The 16,473-nt window shown below is 70.6% G+C and carries 15 protein-coding genes; 8 read left to right on the forward strand and 7 right to left on the reverse strand.

The genetic code is table 11. The features are described 5' to 3' along the window. Positions 1 to 102: 102 nt before the first annotated feature. From OG978_RS32030 to OG978_RS32040, 3 genes are all read left to right on the forward strand, one after another. The gene (locus OG978_RS32030; protein WP_326768531.1) at positions 103 to 1,104 is read left to right on the forward strand and encodes a proline racemase family protein; all 1,002 of its coding nucleotides are present in this window, start codon (positions 103 to 105) and stop codon (positions 1,102 to 1,104) included. Further along, positions 1,101 to 2,045: an ornithine cyclodeaminase family protein gene (locus OG978_RS32035; RefSeq protein WP_326768532.1), complete on the forward strand. Its 945-nt coding sequence runs from the start codon at positions 1,101 to 1,103 to the stop codon at positions 2,043 to 2,045. Before OG978_RS32030 ends, OG978_RS32035 begins: the two co-directional genes overlap by 4 nt. A gap of 88 nt (positions 2,046 to 2,133) precedes the next feature. Beyond that, entirely contained in the window at positions 2,134 to 2,862 is a 729-nt protein-coding gene (locus OG978_RS32040; protein WP_326768533.1) for a GntR family transcriptional regulator, read from the forward strand. Between the two features lie 110 nt (positions 2,863 to 2,972). Here the strand turns inward: OG978_RS32040 and OG978_RS32045 are convergent, their stop codons facing one another. Further along, entirely contained in the window at positions 2,973 to 4,451 is a 1,479-nt protein-coding gene (locus OG978_RS32045) for an aminopeptidase P family protein (protein ID WP_326768534.1), read from the reverse strand. 337 nt (positions 4,452 to 4,788) lie between these two features. On the opposite strand from OG978_RS32045, the gene OG978_RS32050 reads away from it, so the two are divergent. Continuing rightward, positions 4,789 to 7,173: a M9 family metallopeptidase gene (locus OG978_RS32050; RefSeq protein WP_442817777.1), complete on the forward strand. Its 2,385-nt coding sequence runs from the start codon at positions 4,789 to 4,791 to the stop codon at positions 7,171 to 7,173. Between the two features lie 98 nt (positions 7,174 to 7,271). On the opposite strand, the gene OG978_RS32055 is transcribed toward OG978_RS32050, so the two are convergent. Together OG978_RS32055 and OG978_RS32060 are read right to left on the reverse strand one after the other, a co-directional pair. Further along, positions 7,272 to 7,661 (reverse strand): barstar family protein, encoded by a 390-nt coding sequence (locus OG978_RS32055; protein WP_326768536.1) that lies wholly within the window; start codon positions 7,659 to 7,661, stop codon positions 7,272 to 7,274. A gap of 94 nt (positions 7,662 to 7,755) precedes the next feature. Beyond that, positions 7,756 to 8,154 carry a ribonuclease domain-containing protein gene (locus tag OG978_RS32060; RefSeq protein ID WP_326768537.1) on the reverse strand — a complete coding sequence of 133 codons (399 nt, stop codon included), beginning with the start codon at positions 8,152 to 8,154 and terminating at the stop codon, positions 7,756 to 7,758. A gap of 376 nt (positions 8,155 to 8,530) precedes the next feature. Here OG978_RS32060 and OG978_RS32065 point away from each other — a divergent pair, with 376 nt between their 5' ends. Then, complete coding sequence (locus OG978_RS32065; protein WP_326770233.1) at positions 8,531 to 8,893, forward strand: ATP-binding protein; 363 nt, start codon at positions 8,531 to 8,533, stop codon at positions 8,891 to 8,893. 80 nt (positions 8,894 to 8,973) lie between these two features. Here the strand turns inward: OG978_RS32065 and OG978_RS32070 are convergent, their stop codons facing one another. Then, on the reverse strand, positions 8,974 to 10,050 hold the full coding sequence (locus OG978_RS32070) for a DUF2637 domain-containing protein (RefSeq protein ID WP_326768538.1): 1,077 nt from the start codon (positions 10,048 to 10,050) through the stop codon (positions 8,974 to 8,976). Positions 10,051 to 10,243: 193 nt separating this feature from the next. After that, entirely contained in the window at positions 10,244 to 11,092 is an 849-nt protein-coding gene (locus OG978_RS32075) for a (2Fe-2S)-binding protein (RefSeq protein ID WP_326768539.1), read from the reverse strand. Positions 11,093 to 11,238: 146 nt separating this feature from the next. On the opposite strand from OG978_RS32075, the gene OG978_RS32080 reads away from it, so the two are divergent. Continuing rightward, the gene (locus OG978_RS32080; protein WP_326768540.1) at positions 11,239 to 11,988 is read left to right on the forward strand and encodes a GntR family transcriptional regulator; all 750 of its coding nucleotides are present in this window, start codon (positions 11,239 to 11,241) and stop codon (positions 11,986 to 11,988) included. Between the two features lie 40 nt (positions 11,989 to 12,028). Here the strand turns inward: OG978_RS32080 and OG978_RS32085 are convergent, their stop codons facing one another. Next, entirely contained in the window at positions 12,029 to 12,814 is a 786-nt protein-coding gene (locus tag OG978_RS32085; RefSeq protein ID WP_326768541.1) for a hypothetical protein, read from the reverse strand. Positions 12,815 to 12,976: 162 nt separating this feature from the next. Further along, the gene (locus OG978_RS32090; protein WP_326768542.1) at positions 12,977 to 14,728 is read right to left on the reverse strand and encodes a PucR family transcriptional regulator; all 1,752 of its coding nucleotides are present in this window, start codon (positions 14,726 to 14,728) and stop codon (positions 12,977 to 12,979) included. A 257-nt stretch (positions 14,729 to 14,985) separates the two neighbouring features. On the opposite strand from OG978_RS32090, the gene OG978_RS32095 reads away from it, so the two are divergent. Beyond that, positions 14,986 to 15,876 (forward strand): FAD binding domain-containing protein, encoded by an 891-nt coding sequence (locus OG978_RS32095; RefSeq protein WP_326768543.1) that lies wholly within the window; start codon positions 14,986 to 14,988, stop codon positions 15,874 to 15,876. Positions 15,877 to 15,878: 2 nt separating this feature from the next. Continuing rightward, complete coding sequence (locus tag OG978_RS32100) at positions 15,879 to 16,472, forward strand: (2Fe-2S)-binding protein (RefSeq protein WP_326768544.1); 594 nt, start codon at positions 15,879 to 15,881, stop codon at positions 16,470 to 16,472. Position 16,473: the final 1 nt, after the last annotated feature.

Genomic DNA, 16,473 nt, shown 5'->3' on the forward strand with positions numbered 1-16,473 from the left:
GTCCGTACGTCCGGGCGGAGCCGCGCCAGGCCCTGCCCGGGCCGGCCTGTTCCGTCCCGTTCCCGCGTTCTTCGTGTACGCCGTGACCCATCAGGGGGAGCCTTGCAGACACGTCACATTTTCCATGCCGTCGACTCACACACCGAGGGCATGCCCACCCGCGTCATCACCGGAGGCGTCGGCACCATCCCCGGTGCGACGATGGCCGAACGGCGCAGCTACTTCCAGGAGCACCGGGACGCCGTACGCACCCTGCTCATGTACGAACCGCGCGGCCACGCCTCCATGAGCGGCGCGATCCTCCAGCCGCCCACCCGGCCGGACGCGGACTACGGCGTCCTGTTCATAGAGGTCTCCGGCTATCTGCCGATGTGCGGGCACGGCACCATCGGGGTGGCGACCGTTCTGGTGGAGACCGGCATGGTGGAGGTCACCGAACCCGTCACCACCGTGCGGCTGGACACCCCGGCCGGGCTCGTCAGCGTCGACGTACAGGTGACGGACGGCGCCGCCACCGCCGTGACCCTCACCAACGTTCCGGCGTTCAGTGTCGCGCTCGACCGGGCGGTGGACGTACCCGGCTACGGGAAGTTGCGCTACGACCTCGCCTACGGCGGGAACTTCTACGCGATGGTTCACCTGTCCGACCTCGGACTGCCCTTCGACCGGGCGCGCAAGGACGACATCCTGGCCGCCGGGCTCGCCCTGATGGACGCGGTCAACGCCACCGACCGGCCCGTCCACCCGGAGGACCCCGACATCCACGGCCTCAAGCATGTGCAGTGCATCGCACCCGGGTCCGACGCCCGCCACTCCCGGCACGCGATGGCCATCCACCCCGGCTGGTTCGACCGCTCGCCCTGCGGGACCGGCACCTCAGCCCGTATGGCGCAGCTGCACGCACGCGGTGAACTCCCCCTGGACACCGACTTCGTGAACGAGTCCTTCATCGGCACCTCGTTCACCGGACGTCTCGTCCAGGAGACCACCGTGGGCGGACTGCCGGCCGTGGTCCCCACCGTCACCGGCCGCGCCTGGATCACCGGTACCGCACAATTCTTCCTGAACCCGTCCGACCCCTTCCCCGAAGGATTCCTGCTGTGAATCTGCCCCTGCTCGGCGCCGACGACATCGAGGCCCTGGGACCGACCGGAGCCGTGGACGCACTGGAGGCGGCGCTGCGCGGGGGTCTGGATCCGGAGACGGCCCCCGCCCGGCACCATGTCACGGTGCCCGGCGGGGAGCTGTTGATCATGCCCGCCACCACCCAGCAGGTGACCGGCGTGAAGATCGCCGGGGTGGCCCCGGCCAACCCGGCGCGCGACCTGCCCCGGATCACCGGAAGTTATCTGCTGCTCGACGCCCCCACTCTGCTGCCGCTCGCCCTGCTGGACGGGGCCGCGCTCACCACCCTGCGCACCCCGGCCGTGTCCGCGCTCGCGATCCGCCACCTCACTGGGCCCGTCGTGCGCCACCTCGTGCTCTTCGGAACGGGCCCCCAGGCGTACGGGCACCTGGCCGCGGTGCTCGCGGAACGCCACGTCGAACGGATCACCGTGGTCGGCCGCAATCCGCACCGGGCAGACGCGCTGGCAGCGCATGCCAGTCGACTCGGGGTGGACGCCCGTACGGCGGAGGTGCCCGGCGCCAAGGAGGTCGCCACGGCCGACCTGGTGCTCTGCTGCACGACCTCCGCCACTCCGCTGTTCGACGGCGCCCTCGTACCGGACGGGGCGACGGTCGTCGCGGTCGGCTCGCACACCCCCGATGCCCGGGAGGTCGACACCGCGCTGGTGGCACGCTCCGCCGTCTTCGTCGAATCGCGGTCGGCGGCGCTGTCGGAGGCGGGCGATCTGCTGATCCCGATGGCGGAGGGAGCCTTCCGGGCCGAGGACATCCACGGCAACCTCGCCGAGCTGGTGACCGGTTGCGCCCCCGGCGGCGAGCCGGCCCGCTTCGAGGGCCCCCGGTTCTTCAAGAGCGTCGGAATGGGCTGGGAGGACCTCGCCGTCGCTGCCGCGGTACACCGGAATTCGGCGCTCTGAGCGAGTTGTCCACAGCTCCGGAGCGACGGGCCCTGACGGAAACGTGACATTGTATTCTGAGGCCCCGCACGGTGCTGGAGGAACAGATATGGCCCGCCTGACGACACTCAACGCCATCTCCGCGCAGGAGCACTTGCGTGACCAGGTGGCCAACGCCCTCAGGGCGGCCCTGATCGCAGGGGAGCTCCGTCCGGGCCTGATCTACTCCGCTCCCGCGCTCGCCGCCGACTTCGGGGTGTCCGCCACCCCGGTCCGTGAGGCCATGCTCGACCTGGCGCGTGAGGGCCTGGTCGAAGCGGTGCGCAACAAAGGCTTCCGGATAACGGAGTTGACCGAACAGGACCTCGACGACTTCACGGAGCTGCGGGTCATGATCGAGGTTCCCACCATCGGCCGCATCGCCCGGATGGGCAGGACCAAGGAGCTGGAGGCGCTGCGGCCACTCGCCCAGGCGATTGTCGCAGCCGCCGCCGAGCACGACATCCTCGGTTATCTGGAGGCCGACCGCCGTTTCCATCTCGAACTGCTCGGCCTGGCGGGAAACCGCCGCTTGGTGGAGGAGGTCGGCAATCTGCGCAAGCGGTCGCGCCTCTTCGGGCTGAACCGACTCGACGAAACCGGGCTGTTGGTCCAGTCGGCGGAGGAGCACGCCCAGCTGCTCGACCTCCTGATCGCGGGGAACGCGGAGCGCGCGGAGCGGTGCATGCTGGGTCATATGTCACATGTCAGGAACCTCTGGGCCGAGGACGAACCCAATGACACGGGCGCGGGAGGCAAGCGGATCAGAAGCGTGAGGATGCCCGCCGCAGAGGCCTGATCCGCCGCTCGCGCTCGCCGCTCTTCCATGGACGCCCTCGACCGCCAGCTGCCCATCCCCTCAACGGCCGCCCACCGGGCGGCCGTTGAAGCGGCTCTCAGGCCCGGCTCTCAGACCCGGGTCTCCAGCAGCGAGCCCATCCACTCCTCGATTCCGTCGGCGGTGCGCGGCAGCGCGGACGACATGAGGCGGGCGCCGTCGGCCGTGATCACGAGGTCGTCCTCGATCCGCACCCCGATCCCGCGTAGTGACCGAGGCAGCGTCTCGTCGTCGGGCTGGAGGTAGAGCCCGGGTTCCACCGTCAGCACCTGACCGGGCTCCAGGCGCCCGTCCAGATAGGTGTCGGCACGCGCCTGCGCGCAGTCGTGCACGTCCATGCCGAGCATGTGGCCGCTGCTGCAGAGCGTGTACCGGCGGTAGAAGCCGTTGTCCGCGTCGAGCGCCTCGTCCGCGGACATCGGCAGCACACCCCACTCGTGCAGCCCTTCGGCGATGACCCGCATGGCAGCCAGATGGAAGTCACGGAATCGTGCCCCCGGACGCAGCGCCGCGATGCCCGCGTTCTGTGCGGCCAGCACCAGCTCGTAGACCGTGCGCTGCACGGGGGAGAAGCGGCCGGACAACGGCAGGGTGCGGGTGATGTCGGCCGTGTAGAGCGAGTCGGTCTCCACCCCGGCGTCCAGGAGCAGCAACTGATCGCGTTCCAGCGGGCCGTCATTGCGGATCCAGTGCAGTACGCAGGCGTGCGCCCCGGCTGCGGCGATCGTGGAGTAGCCCGGACCGTTCCCCTCCGACCGGGCCCGGAGATCGAAGACGCCCTCGATCCAGCGCTCGCCGCGCGGGTGGAGCAGCGCCTGCGGCAGGCTGCGCACCACATCCTCGAACCCGAGCGCCGTGGCATCGACGGCCTGCTGCAACTGCCCGGTCTCCCAGGGGTCCTTCACGAGCCGGAGCTCGCTGAGCACCGCTTCGAGCCCGGCCGGTGCCGAGCGCCCGGGCGGGAACCCGCGGCAGGAACCCAGGAGTTCGTCGACGGACGGGTCCACGCCGGCCAGTACCCGGACCGGCGGCTGCGGTCCGGTGAGCAGCTTTTCCCAGGCGTCCAGATGCGCGCAGCGGACGCCGGTCAGCCGGGCGGCCTCCGCCAGGTCGGGCCTGCGCCCGACCCAGAACTCCCCGTATCTGCGGTCGCGGTAGAACTCCTGGCGGGTGCGCGGTGACCGGGGCCGCAGGTACAGCACCGCTTCGTGCCGCTCGTCGCCGTCCGGTTCGAGTACGAGGACGTGGCCGGCCTGGTCCTCGCCGGTGAGGCCGGTGAGCCAGGCGTAGCCGGTGTGCGGCCGGAAGCGGTGGTCGGTGTCGTTGGAGCGGACCGCGAGCGCGCCCGCCGGAATGATCAGGCGCTCGCCGGGGAAACGGGCGGCCAGCCGGGCCCGGCGGGCCGGGGTGACGTCGTAGGAGGGGACGCGGGCGTCCGCCGGCAGGGGGGTGTCCGCCCACGCCGTACTCATGAAGGCGTCCAGTGCCGGCGACACCGGCAGGTCGTGGCTGCTGGTGCGGGGCGCGGAGAAGGAACGGGGCACGGGCATTGCTCCTCGGGGGCTCTGTGGGACCGGGGTCGGGGCCGGAATTCCGGCTCTCCGGGGACACGGTGGTGCGGTGGTCGGGAAACCGGTGGTGGCGGCCGGTGCGTTCGGGGCCGCGTGTCATATCCCGTGCTGCGACGAGAAGTTGTCGCGCAGATGAATGTGCGTGAGAGGGGTTCCAAAGAACATGTGACATGTGCCATTGTACAGCGCGCAAGGGGAAAGGAGCCGTGCTCATGTCACGACGTGAGTGCACTTCAGATCCGGTCCGGCACCGACCTCTTGCATTCCCCCACAACCGCGCCCTGTTGCGCGGTCACCACTCCGCTGGAGGCGGCACGTGAAGAACCTGAGGGTTCGGCAAAAGATAACCGGATTGTCCACTGCGGTCCTGGCAGCATGCCTGGGCGTGGGCCTGTTCACGGCACCGAGTCAGGCCGTCGAGCAACGCCCCGCCGTATCGACCGTGACCCCCCACTTCTCGGACGCCGCCCAGAAGCGGGCGGAAACCCGGACCGAGGACCCCGGCGGCCCCACCGCCGAGTCGCTGACGGCACCCGCCGACGATGCCGCTCACGTCGAACGAAAGTCGCTCAAGGCCGCCGACCTGCCGCCGCTGTCCGCGTCCAAGGACGCGCTCAAGCGGGACTACGACGACCCGTCCACCGCGCTTCCGAGCCACCAGGCACCTTCGATGAAGGCCGAGAAGCGCCGCGCCAAGAAGCTCGGTACGGCCGCTGCCGAGTGCAACGTCACCGATTTCACCAACAACACCGGAAGCGCCCTGGTCGAGAAGGTCAAGGCGGCGACCACCGACTGTGTCAACACACTGTTCCGTATCCAGGGCCAGGACGGCTACAACGCCTTCCGTGAGGACCAGATGGTCACCATCGCCGATGCGATGCGCGACGCGTCGGCCTCCTATCCGGGCGACGGCAGCACCGGCATGCCCCAGCTGGTCCTCTTCCTCCGGGCCGGCTACTACGTGCAGTACTACGACCCCGACACCGTCGGGGAGTACGGGCCGCGCCTGCGCACCGCCATCCAGGGCGCGCTCGACGGCTTCTTCGGCTCCTCGCACGCCTTCGACGTCACCGACGCCAACGGCGAGAGCCTGTCCGAGGCGATCATCCTGATCGACAGCGCCGTGGAGAACGCCCGCTACCTGAACATCGTCAAGAAGATGCTGGCCGACTACGACGAGTCGTACAACGACTCGTGGTACATGGTCAACGCCGTGAACAGCGTGTACACGGTCATGTTCCGCGGTCACCAGGTGCCGGAGTTCATCAGCGCCATCGAGGCCGATTCCAGTGTGCTGACCTCGCTGCGCGACTTCGCCGCGAACCACCTCGACCTGCTGGGCACCAAGAATTCGTTCCTGGCCGCCAACGCGGGACTCGAGCTCGGCCGCTTCCTCAAGGAGGACTCGCTGCGCGACAAGGCGAGCCCGCTGGCGATCGACCTGATGGGCAAGAGCTCCATCGACGGCCCCACCGCCCCGCTCTGGGTCAACCTGGCCAAGATGGTCGACTCCTACGACAAGGACAACTGCGCGAAGTACGACGCCTGCAACCTCGCGGAGCGTCTCGAGAAGGCCGTCCTGCCGGTGAAGCACACCTGTAGCGACAGCATCACCATCCGGGCGCAGGACATGGTCGCGGAGGAGCTCGAGGCCAGCTGCACCAGCCTGCGCAACCAGGACGCCTACTTCCACGAGGTGGCCCGGGACAACGGTGCGGTCGCCGACGACAACAACAAGACCATCGAGGTCGTGGCCTTCGACTCCAGCGCCGACTACCAGACCTACGCCGGAGTGATCTTCGGCATCGACACCAACAACGGCGGCATGTACCTGGAGGGCGACCCCAAGGTCGAGGGCAACCAGCCCCGGTTCATCGCCTACGAGGCCGAGTGGGCCCGTCCCGACTTCCAGATCTGGAACCTCAACCACGAGTACACGCACTACCTCGACGGCCGCTACAACATGTACGGCGACTTCGCCGCCGGCATGACCACGCCGACTGTCTGGTGGGTCGAGGGCTTCGCGGAGTTCGTCTCCTACTCGTACCGCAAGCTCGACTACGACGCCGCCATTGCCCAGGCCGCGAACCGCACCTACCCCCTGAGCACCCTGTTCGACACCACCTACGAGAACGCCGACCAGACCCGCGTGTACAACTGGGGCTACCTGGCCGTCCGTTACATGCTCGAATCCCACCGCGCCGACGTCGACACCCTGCTCGGCCTCTACCGCAAGGGCGACTGGGACGGCGCCCGCACCCTGCTCACCTCGACCATCGGCAACCGTTACGACGCCGACTGGAACACCTGGCTGGAGGCCTGTGCGGCCGGTGCCTGCGGCAGCGGGTCCACCAACCCGCCCGGTGAGATCACCGAGTGCAAGGATGCCGACACCCGGATGCTGGGCAAGAACTGCATGCGCAGCGAGCTGAAGGCCGTCAAGGGCGACTACGCCTACCTGGCCGTCGTCATCCCGGCCGGCACCACCCAGCTGAAGATCACCTCGTCCGGCGGCACGGGTGACGCCGACCTCTACTACAGCGACAAGGAATGGGCGACCACCGAGGTCAACACCGACAAGTCCGTCGGGGCGGGCAATGAGCACACCCTGACCATCAACAACCCGACGCCCGGCTACCACTTCATCAGCCTCTACGGCAACGAGAAGTTCGACGGCGCCAAGGTCACCACCGAGTTCTGATCCCCACGACCCCCATGGCATCGGCCGGCCGAGTGATGATCCCGCTCGGCCGGCCGGTGCCGCCCCCCGGGCCGCGTCCGCCGGACACGGCCCGGGGCTCACGACAGCCGCAGCCCGCCGGGCGCCGTTCCGTTCGTCAGCACCTCCACGAGCAGGTCGAACAGGGTCGGTCCCCGCCCCACCAGCGCCTCGTCCAGCCGCTGCTGGACCGCCGCGCGGTTTGTGGGATGCACCCGGCTCAGGCTCTGCCGCAGCCAGCGCGCCGTCTCCTCATGGCCCAGGGCCTGCGCGGAGGAGGTGTGGTCCCGCCACTCGAAGACGAAGTCGCCGTCGTCGGGCGTGCCCATGCCGCCGCCGAGACAGTCCGCGAGAGCGTCGAGGTTGCGGCCGAAGTACCCGCCGGGGCCGTTCACGGCCTCGCCGATCACTTCCCAGAACTGCTCCAGGCCGGTGACCCGGGAGCCTTCGACTACATAGGTCACGGTCATGGGGGGAGCGTACAAGTCCGTCCGCCTCCTCCGGTCCGTGATCCGCGCCGCAGGTGGGGGGCTACGGCGCGGATCGGTCCGGAGAGGCCGGGCTTCAGCAGCCCTGGTCGATCAGGTCGAAGGTGGCGTAGTGGTCGCTGGTGTAGTAGTCCTCCTGCGCCTCCTCGCCGGTGACGATCCGACGCGCACCGCGGGTCGGGGAGCCAGGAGTGATGACCGTGTACTCGTGGTAGTAGCCGGTGTTCTGGTCGGGCAGGACGCCTTCACGGTTCTGGAAGACGGTGCCGTCCTGCGAGTACGGGAACGGGCCGCCCGCGTCGATCAGGTCGAGGGTGTCGTGCGCCTGGGAGGGCAGCGCCGAGTAGCAGATGCTGCCGACCGAGTCGGTGGACGGGGTGGAGGCGGTGGCCGTGGTGGCCGGGCCGCCGACGAGGAGGACGGACAGGAGGGCGGCTGCGCCACCGAGCGTGGTGATCCGTGGGGGGATTCGCATAGTCCCCATGATGACGCGCGTAGATACGGTCCCGTCAACGCCAACCGATGTGAATTTTTTGGAAGTTAACCCGGGGGAGGAAATGTGACGGGCCGATGTCCGGGGGCTCACGGGCCGGCGCCGGTCCTCTGTTCACTTATTGATGAGTCGACAAGCGTGGCGGCCCGTCAGCGGGGCATGCATCCCGTGAACGTGTTCCGCGAAGGAGTTCGACGAGCAGCAGATTCCGCAGGACAACGGGACCACGAGCAGGGGGCGATGCACTGTGCGGGCGGTGGAGACGATGGAGCGTCAGGGAGATGCCGATTCCATGAACGGCGAGGCCTCGCACGAGCCGGGGGCGCAGGACCGGCAGCCGGTCCGGCTGCATCGCAGACTGGCCCACACCGATCTGGCGGCCGTGAGTGAAGTCAGATGTGCGTTACGGGAGTTCCTGCGCTACCGGTGGAAGGAGGAGCCGGCCCAGGTGGCGGAGCTCCTGCTCAGCGAACTGGTGACCAACGCGCTGATCCACACCCGGCACGGCGCGGCCGTCACGGTGAGTGTGGCGCGCGCCAAGTTGCGGGTGGAAGTACGGGACTTCGTGTCCGGACTGCCCCTGTCGTACGTACCGAACGCCGACGACGGTACGCATGGCCGGGGACTGTTCCTGGTGCAGAGTCTCGCGGACGCCTGGGGAGTCGCCGCCCATGCGCTGGGCAAGGTCGTCTGGTTCGAACTGGACGGCGGAAGGCCCTGACCGAAGGCCGCCGAACCCATGACCGGACAGCGAAAGGCCCTGACGGACCGGAAGGGACCGGGCCGTCAGGGCCGCCGGCTTCAGCCGAACTGCTGCTCCAGATCCTTCAGTTTCTGCTCCAGTGAATCGAGCCGGGGCAGTGCCTGGGTGTCGTCCTCGGCGGTGAGGTCGACGGTGATCGGGTCATCCGGGCTCCGGTCCGAGATGCCGGCGCTCGGACCCGTCACGGCTTGCAGGGATGGCCGGGGGCGCAGAGGCAGTTGTCCCTGCTCGGATATGGCGGGCTCCACGACGGACTGTGCGGAGCCCGTCGTGGCGGCGATGGACTGGACGTCCACCTGGGTGCCGCCGCGGCCGACCCGGTGCCAGGCCCGGTTCTGCCGGTTCAGCGCCTTGATGTGGGCCCGGTCCAGCTTCTCCTGGTCCTTCCGGCGGAGACGGTTCTGCTCCTTCTCCCGCCTGTCCTCACGTACCTCGTCGACCGCCTCGTCCAGGGTGCGTACGCCTTCCAGCAGCATCAGCGACCAGGCGCCGAAGGTCTCCCGGGGGGCGCGCAGCCACCGTACGATCCGGATCTGCGGCAGCGGACGGGGCACCAGGCCCTGCTCGCGCAGCGCGGCCCGGCGGGTCTGCTTCAGCGCCCGGTCGAAGAGCACGGCCGCCGAGAGCGACATCCCCGCGAAGAAGTGCGGGGCGCCCGCGTGGTCGATCCCGCGCGGTGCGTGCACCCAGTTGAACCAGGCGGCGGCGCCGGCGAACGTCCACACGAGCAGGCGCGAGCCGAGCGCCGCGTCGCCGTGGCTGGCCTCGCGCACCGCGAGTACGGAACAGAACATGGCGGCCCCGTCGAGGCCGAAGGGGACGAGGTACTCCCAGCCCCCGGAGAGGCCGAGGTTCTGCTTGCCGAAGCCGACGAGCCCATGGAAGGAGAGTGCGGCGGCGACCGCCGCACAGCAGAACAGCAGGACGTACGAGGCGGTGGCGTACAGGGCTTCCTTGCGTCTACGACGCTCCTCGCTGCGTTCCCAGCTGTCGTCGGCCGCGGATGTGTCAGCGGCGCGCTTGCCGCGTGCGACCACCGCCACCGCCGCCAGGACTCCCACGAGCAGCACGGCGCCCGGAAGCAGCCAATTCAGCGATATGTCGGTCAGTCTCATGCGCGGTCCCTTGCATTGCGTAGGGCATTTCGGGCGCCATGATTGCCGAAACCCCATCATGCACACGGGGGTTTCGGGGCAAGAGAACGCCATCGGGTCGGCACGGCGTACGGATGACGGGGATCCGGTCGAATGACCGTACGCGGCCGACGAGTTGCGTTCGAATTGTACTACTCGCGCGGGTGGGTGTTGATCAGTGAGCGGGCGTCAGCTTCCGTACCCGGTCGGCATCACAGGTGCGCGGACAGGTGACGCAGGTGTCCTCGGGGCGCAGCGTGTAGAAGAGGCAGCAGCTCGCCCGGTCGCGGGTGGGCAGCGACTCGCCGTTCGGCCCGGTCAGTGCACGGAAGCCCGCGGAACCTACGTACGGCTTCGTGGTGCCCGGCAGCAACGCCTCCAGCTCGGCCATCGCCCGTCGCTCCTCACCGAGCAGATGGGCGATGTACCAGAGGCCCTCGACGATCTCGTCCGTCGCCATGCCCCACAGCGCGCGCCTGCCGCGCCGCATCCGCGGTCCGAAGCCGTCGAGCACCGGGCCGATGTGGTCGGCGACCGCCGCGAGCACCTCGGCCCGCAGCGCCGCCTCGTCGGGTACCACACGGGCGCCCGGCAGCGCGGCGGCCGGATCGTCCGGCAGGCAGGCGAACTCCTCCACCCGGAGAGTCAGATGACCCAGCGCCCGATGGAACGCCACATCCCCGACCGGAATCCGGGGCACCCGCCGGTGGAGGAACCAGGGCACCGTCACCAGCAGGCAGGCGGGCCAGGCGTAACGGTGCAGCCCGAAACTGGCGACCACATCGGGGCGGGGCTGCTGTCCGTAGTCCCGCAACACCTGGGCGTGGTCCCAGGCGAGGAAGGCGTCGAGTGCCGGGCCCCCCGCCGCGAGCTCGCCGGCACCCACCCAGCCGGCACCGCGAGGGGCGGTCTCGCCGTCCGTCAGCACCTGCGCGCGCAGCCCGGGAAAGACCTCGGCGAGGCGCGCGTAGGCATCCGTCACGGCGGACGCCGTGGTGCCGGGGAGCAGAGCGGGGAGTGTCATGCAGGGACCACCGAATCGCGACCGTTTGCAGGTTAGCCTTACCTTACCCGACCGGATCGATGTTTGAACTGTGGCGTCCTGCGCCTATCGTGCACAAGGGGCATGGTGCGCGCGAGCCGCGCCCACGGCAGGCCGAGGAGGTCCGAGTGGAGCAGGGCAGAGCGCGTGAGGCGTACGGGACCGCCGCGCCCGCGACCGCCCAGGCGGTCGTCCGGGTGCCGGAACAGGCACGTGGCGAACACACCCACAGCGAGCCGCCCGCCCCGCGGGCGGCGGTGCAGCGGCACTCCGTACGCGGCCAGATCCTGGAGGCGCTGCGCGCCGCCCTCGTCGACGGATGGCTGGTCCCGGGACAGGTCTATTCGGCCCCGGCCCTCGGCGCCCGCTTCGGGGTCTCCGCCACGCCGGTGCGCGAGGCGATGCAGCAGCTGGCCATCGAGGGCGCCGTCGAGGTCGTACCGAACCGGGGGTTCCGGGTCTCCGAGCGCGGCCCGCGCGAGCTCGCCGAGCTGGCCGAGGTGCGGGCCCTGATCGAGGTCCCCGTGATGCTGCGGCTGGCCCGTACCGTCCCGCCCGGCACCTGGTGCGCCCTGCGCCCGCTGGCCGACGCCACGGTGGCCGCCGCGGCCGTGGGCGACCGGGCGAGCTACGCCGAGTCCGACCGGGCCTTCCACGGCGCGGTCCTCGCGCTCTGCGGCAACGAGCAGTTGGTGATGGTCGCCGACGACCTGCACCGCCGCTCCCAGTGGCCGCTGGAGAGCAACCCCGCCACCCGTCGCGCCGACCTCCTCGCCGACGCGGCCGAGCACACCGCTCTGCTCGACGCGCTGATCGCCCAGGACCTGCCCGTCGTGCAGTCGCTCGTACGGGAACACTTCACCGGCGCCGAGGGGTGACCGATCGAGGGCCGGACGTCCGCTGACCGGCCCCCCGGTCTCAGTTCGCCCGGACCGTCTCCGCGGGAGGCGGGTCCAGATGCGGTGCCAGCCACGTCGGTACGCCCCCGAGCAGCCGGAACAGCCGGCCCGCCTCGGCGCGCAGCCGGGTCGCCAGCTCGGGCTCCGGCTCGGAGTCCGCGAGGGCGATGAGGGCCGGAGCCGTACCGATCAGGTAGCCCAGCTCCTCCCTTATCCGCAGGCACTCCGCGAAGCCGTGCCGGGCCTCCGCCAGTTCGCCCTCGCGCAGGGCCAGCAGGGCGAGATGGCGCCAGGTCGAGGAGAGCAGCAGCGCGTCGCCCTGGGCGGTGGCTCCGGCGTGGGCCCTGCGGTACGCGGCGCGCGCGGCCTGCGGCGAGTCGGCGATGTTCTGCGCGATCAGGCCCCGCCGGAAGTCCAGCAGCGGGCGGCCCGGCGCGGACGGGGCGAGCAGCGCGGCGGCCCGGCTCAGGGCGACACTGGCCTCGTCGGCCCGGTCGTGTACCCCCAGGAGTGTCGACGCGTACGCCAGATGGCCGCGTTCACAGGCGGCCGCACCCCGTTCGTCGTCGTCGTGGGCCAGCGCCTCCGCGGTACGCAGGGCGTCCTCGGCGTCCGTCCAGCCCTTTCCGGTGTACAGGCACCGTTCGGTCAGCAGGGCGGTCCGCTGGAGCGCCGCGGCCGGATCAGTGGCGGCGCCGGGTTCGAGCAGCGCGGCGGCGTCCGTCCAGCAGGCGCGTGACCGCAGCCGCCATACCGCTGTCTGGAGCGGCGGATCGTCATCTGCTGTCGTTCCGGAACCAGACATGGCGGTATGCGCCACATTGCCCTCCCCGAGCGCGCCATCGAGCTGTTGAGTCTGGCCGCATCTCAGCACGGATCGGCACGCCGGGCCAAGGGGTCGTTCCATCTCAGGTGAAAGATTTCACAAACGAACGGAGCCGCCAACAGCCGTGACAGGGCCCGGAAATCAGCTCATACGCAGGGCGAGGAAGAAATCGAGCTTGTCCTCCAGACGTGAAAGATCCCGTCCCGTCAACTGCTCGATTCGCCCGACCCGGTAGCGCAACGTGTTGACGTGCAGGTGGAGCCGGGCCGCGCAGCGGGTCCACGAACCGTCGCAGTCCAGGAACGCCTCCAGCGTCGGGATCAGTTCCGCGCGGTGGCGCCGGTCGTAGTCGCGCAGCGGGTCGAGCAGACGTGCGGTGAACGCGCGGCGCACGTCGTCGGGCACGAAGGGCAGCAGCAGTACGTGCGAGGCCAGCTCGTGGTGCCCGGCCGCACAGACCCGGCCGGGGCGGGCCGCCGCCACCCGGCGGGCATGCCGGGCCTCCTCCAGCGCGCCGCGCAGTCCTTCGGGGGAGTGCACGGCCGCGCTGACACCCAGTGTCAGCCGCCCGTCGTCGGCGAGGCCCGCGGAGAGCGGCTCGCGGACGGCGGCGAGCAGCACATCGGCATGGAGCGCGGGGTCCTCGTGCGTGTCGGTGTGCGCGGTGTCCGCACCGGCGTCCCGGTCCGGCGCGGACGCCGTGACGGCGGGCAGCGGTACGAGGGCGACGGCCTCCTCGCCCGTATGGGCGACCGCGATCCGGTCCGCCGAGTCGGGGCCGGTGACCGCGGGGTCGACCAGGAGCTCCTCCAGCAGCGCCTGGGCGACCGGGCCGCCCGCGATGTCGGGGCCGGAGGCCGCCGGGGTGCCGGTGGCGGACTGGCCCTCCGCGCCGCCCCACTCGACCCGGGCCACCACGACCTGCCAGTGCGGCGCGGTCCCGAGACCCGGCAGCAGGACCGGGGCGGCGACCCGCAGCCTGGCGGCGATCTCGGCCGGCGCGGCACCCGTCTGGACCAGTTCCAGGACTTCCTGGGCGAGCCTGCGGCGTACCGTACGGGCCGCGTCGCGCCGGTCCCGCTCGACGGCGATCAGCTGGGTGACGCCCTGGAGCAGGTCCAGCCGGGCCGGCGGCCAGTCGCTCGCATCCGCCTCGACCGCGAGCAGCCAGTCCGAGAGCACCGACTCACGGACGTCGCGGGAGGCCGGGACGGCGCCCCGGCCGGTGTTCCGGATCGGGAAGAGCGAATAAGCGGTGCCGTCGATCGTGACCCGGTGCGGGGCGCGGCGGCCGGTGCGGGTGGCGGCCAGATGGTGGCCGGCCAGCTCGGCGCCGACCGGTCCGGGCAGTGACGTTTCACCGGCGCCCGCGATCTGCCGCCCGGTGGGGGAGAGCACCCAGGCGTGCAGGTCGAGGTCGGATCCGAGCAGATCCAGGACCACCTCGGGCCCGCCGCCCGCCGGGCCCGAGGTCATGAGCCTGCGGTGCCGGTCCACGACCGCCGCCAGATCGCCCGCCCGCTCGCCGGACACCTGGCGCACCACATGCTCGGTGATCGTTGCGAAAGCGACGGTCTCATGGACGGCGAAGAGCGGCAGCCGGTGCCGCGCACAGGCCTCCACGAGATCGCCGGGGACATCGCCCAGCTCCGCCTCGCCCGCCGCGAGCCCGGCGACACCGGCACCCGCCAGGATCCGTACGAACGGCTCCGAGTCCGCCGCGTCCCGGCGCCAGGCCAGGCCCGTCAGGACCAGCTCGCCGCCCGACAGGTAGCGGCTGGGATCCCGCAGGTCGGTGGTCATCACGCCGCGGACGGAGCGGTCCAGCTCGTCCTCGCCGCCGAGCAGCCGCAGGCCCAGCGCGTCGGTCTCCAGCAGTGCGCGCAGCCGCATCTCGTCGCCGCCGATCTCTTTCGTTGGTGCGGGTGAAAACTGGGTATTGCGGTGAGGTCACTGATCCCCGCCATTCGTTCGAATCTACAAGACGAGGAGATCGACCAGCCAACTCCTTCATGGTTTCGGTGACTGCACCGGGTGGAGCACGGCTTGTGTACTAGGCCCCACACCGCGTTACAACACATGAACGCCAAGTCGAGGGCCGGCCGCACCGCCCCCAGTGAACGACCCGATTGAGAAGAAGAGAGCCACTCATGGACTTCCTTCGCCCCGCCAGCTGGGAGGAGGCGCTCGCCGCCAAGGCCGAGCACCCGACGGCTGTGCCCATCGCGGGTGGCACCGATGTGATGGTCGAGATCAACTTCGACCACCGGCGGCCCGAGTACCTCCTGGACCTGAACCGCATCGGAGAGCTGACCGAGTGGGAGGTGGGCCAGGAGAACGTACGGCTCGGCGCCTCCGTCCCGTACAGCCACATCATGGAGCACCTGCGGGCCGAGCTGCCCGGGCTGGCGCTCGCCTCGCACACCGTCGCCTCGCCCCAGATCCGCAACCGCGGCGGCGTCGGCGGCAACCTGGGCACCGCCTCGCCCGCCGGGGACGCCCATCCGGCCCTGCTCGCCGCGGGCGCCGAGGTCGAGGCCGAATCCGTCCGCGGGACCAGGATGATCCCGATCGACGCCTTCTACACCGGCGTCAAGCGCAACGCTCTCGAACCGGACGAGCTGATCCGGGCCGTGCACATCAAGAAGGCCGACGGGCCGCAGCAGTACTCCAAGGTCGGCACCCGCAACGCGATGGTCATCGCCGTCTGCGCCTTCGGCCTGGCCCTGCACCCCGAGACCCGCACGGTGCGCACCGGCATCGGCTCGGCCGCCCCCACGCCCGTACGGGCGAAGGAGGCCGAGGAATTCCTGAACGCCGCGCTCGAAGAGGGCGGCTTCTGGGACAGCCGCACGATCATCACCCCGTCCATCGCCAAGCAGTTTGCCGCGCTCGCAGCCGGTGCCTGCAACCCGATCGACGATGTGCGCGGCACCGCGAGCTATCGCCGGCACGCGGTCGGGATCATGGCCCGCCGCACCCTCGGCTGGACCTGGGAGTCGTACCGCGGCAACGGCCGCAGCACCGAAGGAGCTGCCTGATCATGCGCGTCAATTTCACGGTCAACGGCCGCAGGCACGAGGCGGACGACGTCTGGGAGGGCGAGTCCCTCCTCTACGTGCTGCGCGAGCGGATGGGCCTGCCCGGCTCGAAGAACGCCTGCGAGCAGGGCGAGTGCGGCTCCTGCACCGTCCGCCTGGACGGTGTGCCGGTCTGCTCCTGTCTGGTCGCGGCCGGCCAGGTGGAGGGCCGCGAGGTCGTCACGGTCGAGGGCCTCGCCGACTTCGCCGCCCACCGCTCCGAGCAGCACCCGGGCAGCGGCTGCGCCTCCGGCGTGTGCGGCACGGCGCTCGACAGGGCCCGGCAGTGGGAGGCCAGGCCGACCGGTGAGGAGAGCCGGGAAACCGGTGAACTCTCCCCGACCCAGCAGGCGTTCATCGACGCCGGAGCCGTCCAGTGCGGCTTCTGCACCCCCGGCCTGCTGGTCGCCGCCGACGAGCTGCTGGAACGCAACCCGGAACCGTCCGACGCGGACATCCGCGAGGCGCTCTCCGGCAACCTCTGCCGCTGCACCGGCTACGAGAAGATCCTCGACGCGGTCCGCCTCGCGGCCGCCCGCGCGGAAGAAACGGTCTGAC

The sequence above is a fragment of the Streptomyces sp. NBC_01591 genome (genome assembly GCF_035918155.1).
Lineage (GTDB): Bacteria > Actinomycetota > Actinomycetes > Streptomycetales > Streptomycetaceae > Streptomyces.

Coding starts and splice junctions, on each gene's coding strand:
- OG978_RS32040 (WP_326768533.1), top strand. CDS start 2,134: ATGGCCCGCCTGACGACACTCAACGCCATCTCCGCGCAGGAGCACTTG.
- OG978_RS32045 (WP_326768534.1), bottom strand. CDS start 4,451: ATGCCCGTGCCCCGTTCCTTCTCCGCGCCCCGCACCAGCAGCCACGAC.
- OG978_RS32055 (WP_326768536.1), bottom strand. CDS start 7,661: ATGACCGTGACCTATGTAGTCGAAGGCTCCCGGGTCACCGGCCTGGAG.
- OG978_RS32060 (WP_326768537.1), bottom strand. CDS start 8,154: ATGCGAATCCCCCCACGGATCACCACGCTCGGTGGCGCAGCCGCCCTC.
- OG978_RS32070 (WP_326768538.1), bottom strand. CDS start 10,050: ATGAGACTGACCGACATATCGCTGAATTGGCTGCTTCCGGGCGCCGTG.
- OG978_RS32075 (WP_326768539.1), bottom strand. CDS start 11,092: ATGACACTCCCCGCTCTGCTCCCCGGCACCACGGCGTCCGCCGTGACG.
- OG978_RS32085 (WP_326768541.1), bottom strand. CDS start 12,814: ATGTCTGGTTCCGGAACGACAGCAGATGACGATCCGCCGCTCCAGACA.
- OG978_RS32090 (WP_326768542.1), bottom strand. CDS start 14,728: ATGCGGCTGCGCGCACTGCTGGAGACCGACGCGCTGGGCCTGCGGCTG.
- OG978_RS32095 (WP_326768543.1), top strand. CDS start 14,986: ATGGACTTCCTTCGCCCCGCCAGCTGGGAGGAGGCGCTCGCCGCCAAG.
- OG978_RS32100 (WP_326768544.1), top strand. CDS start 15,879: ATGCGCGTCAATTTCACGGTCAACGGCCGCAGGCACGAGGCGGACGAC.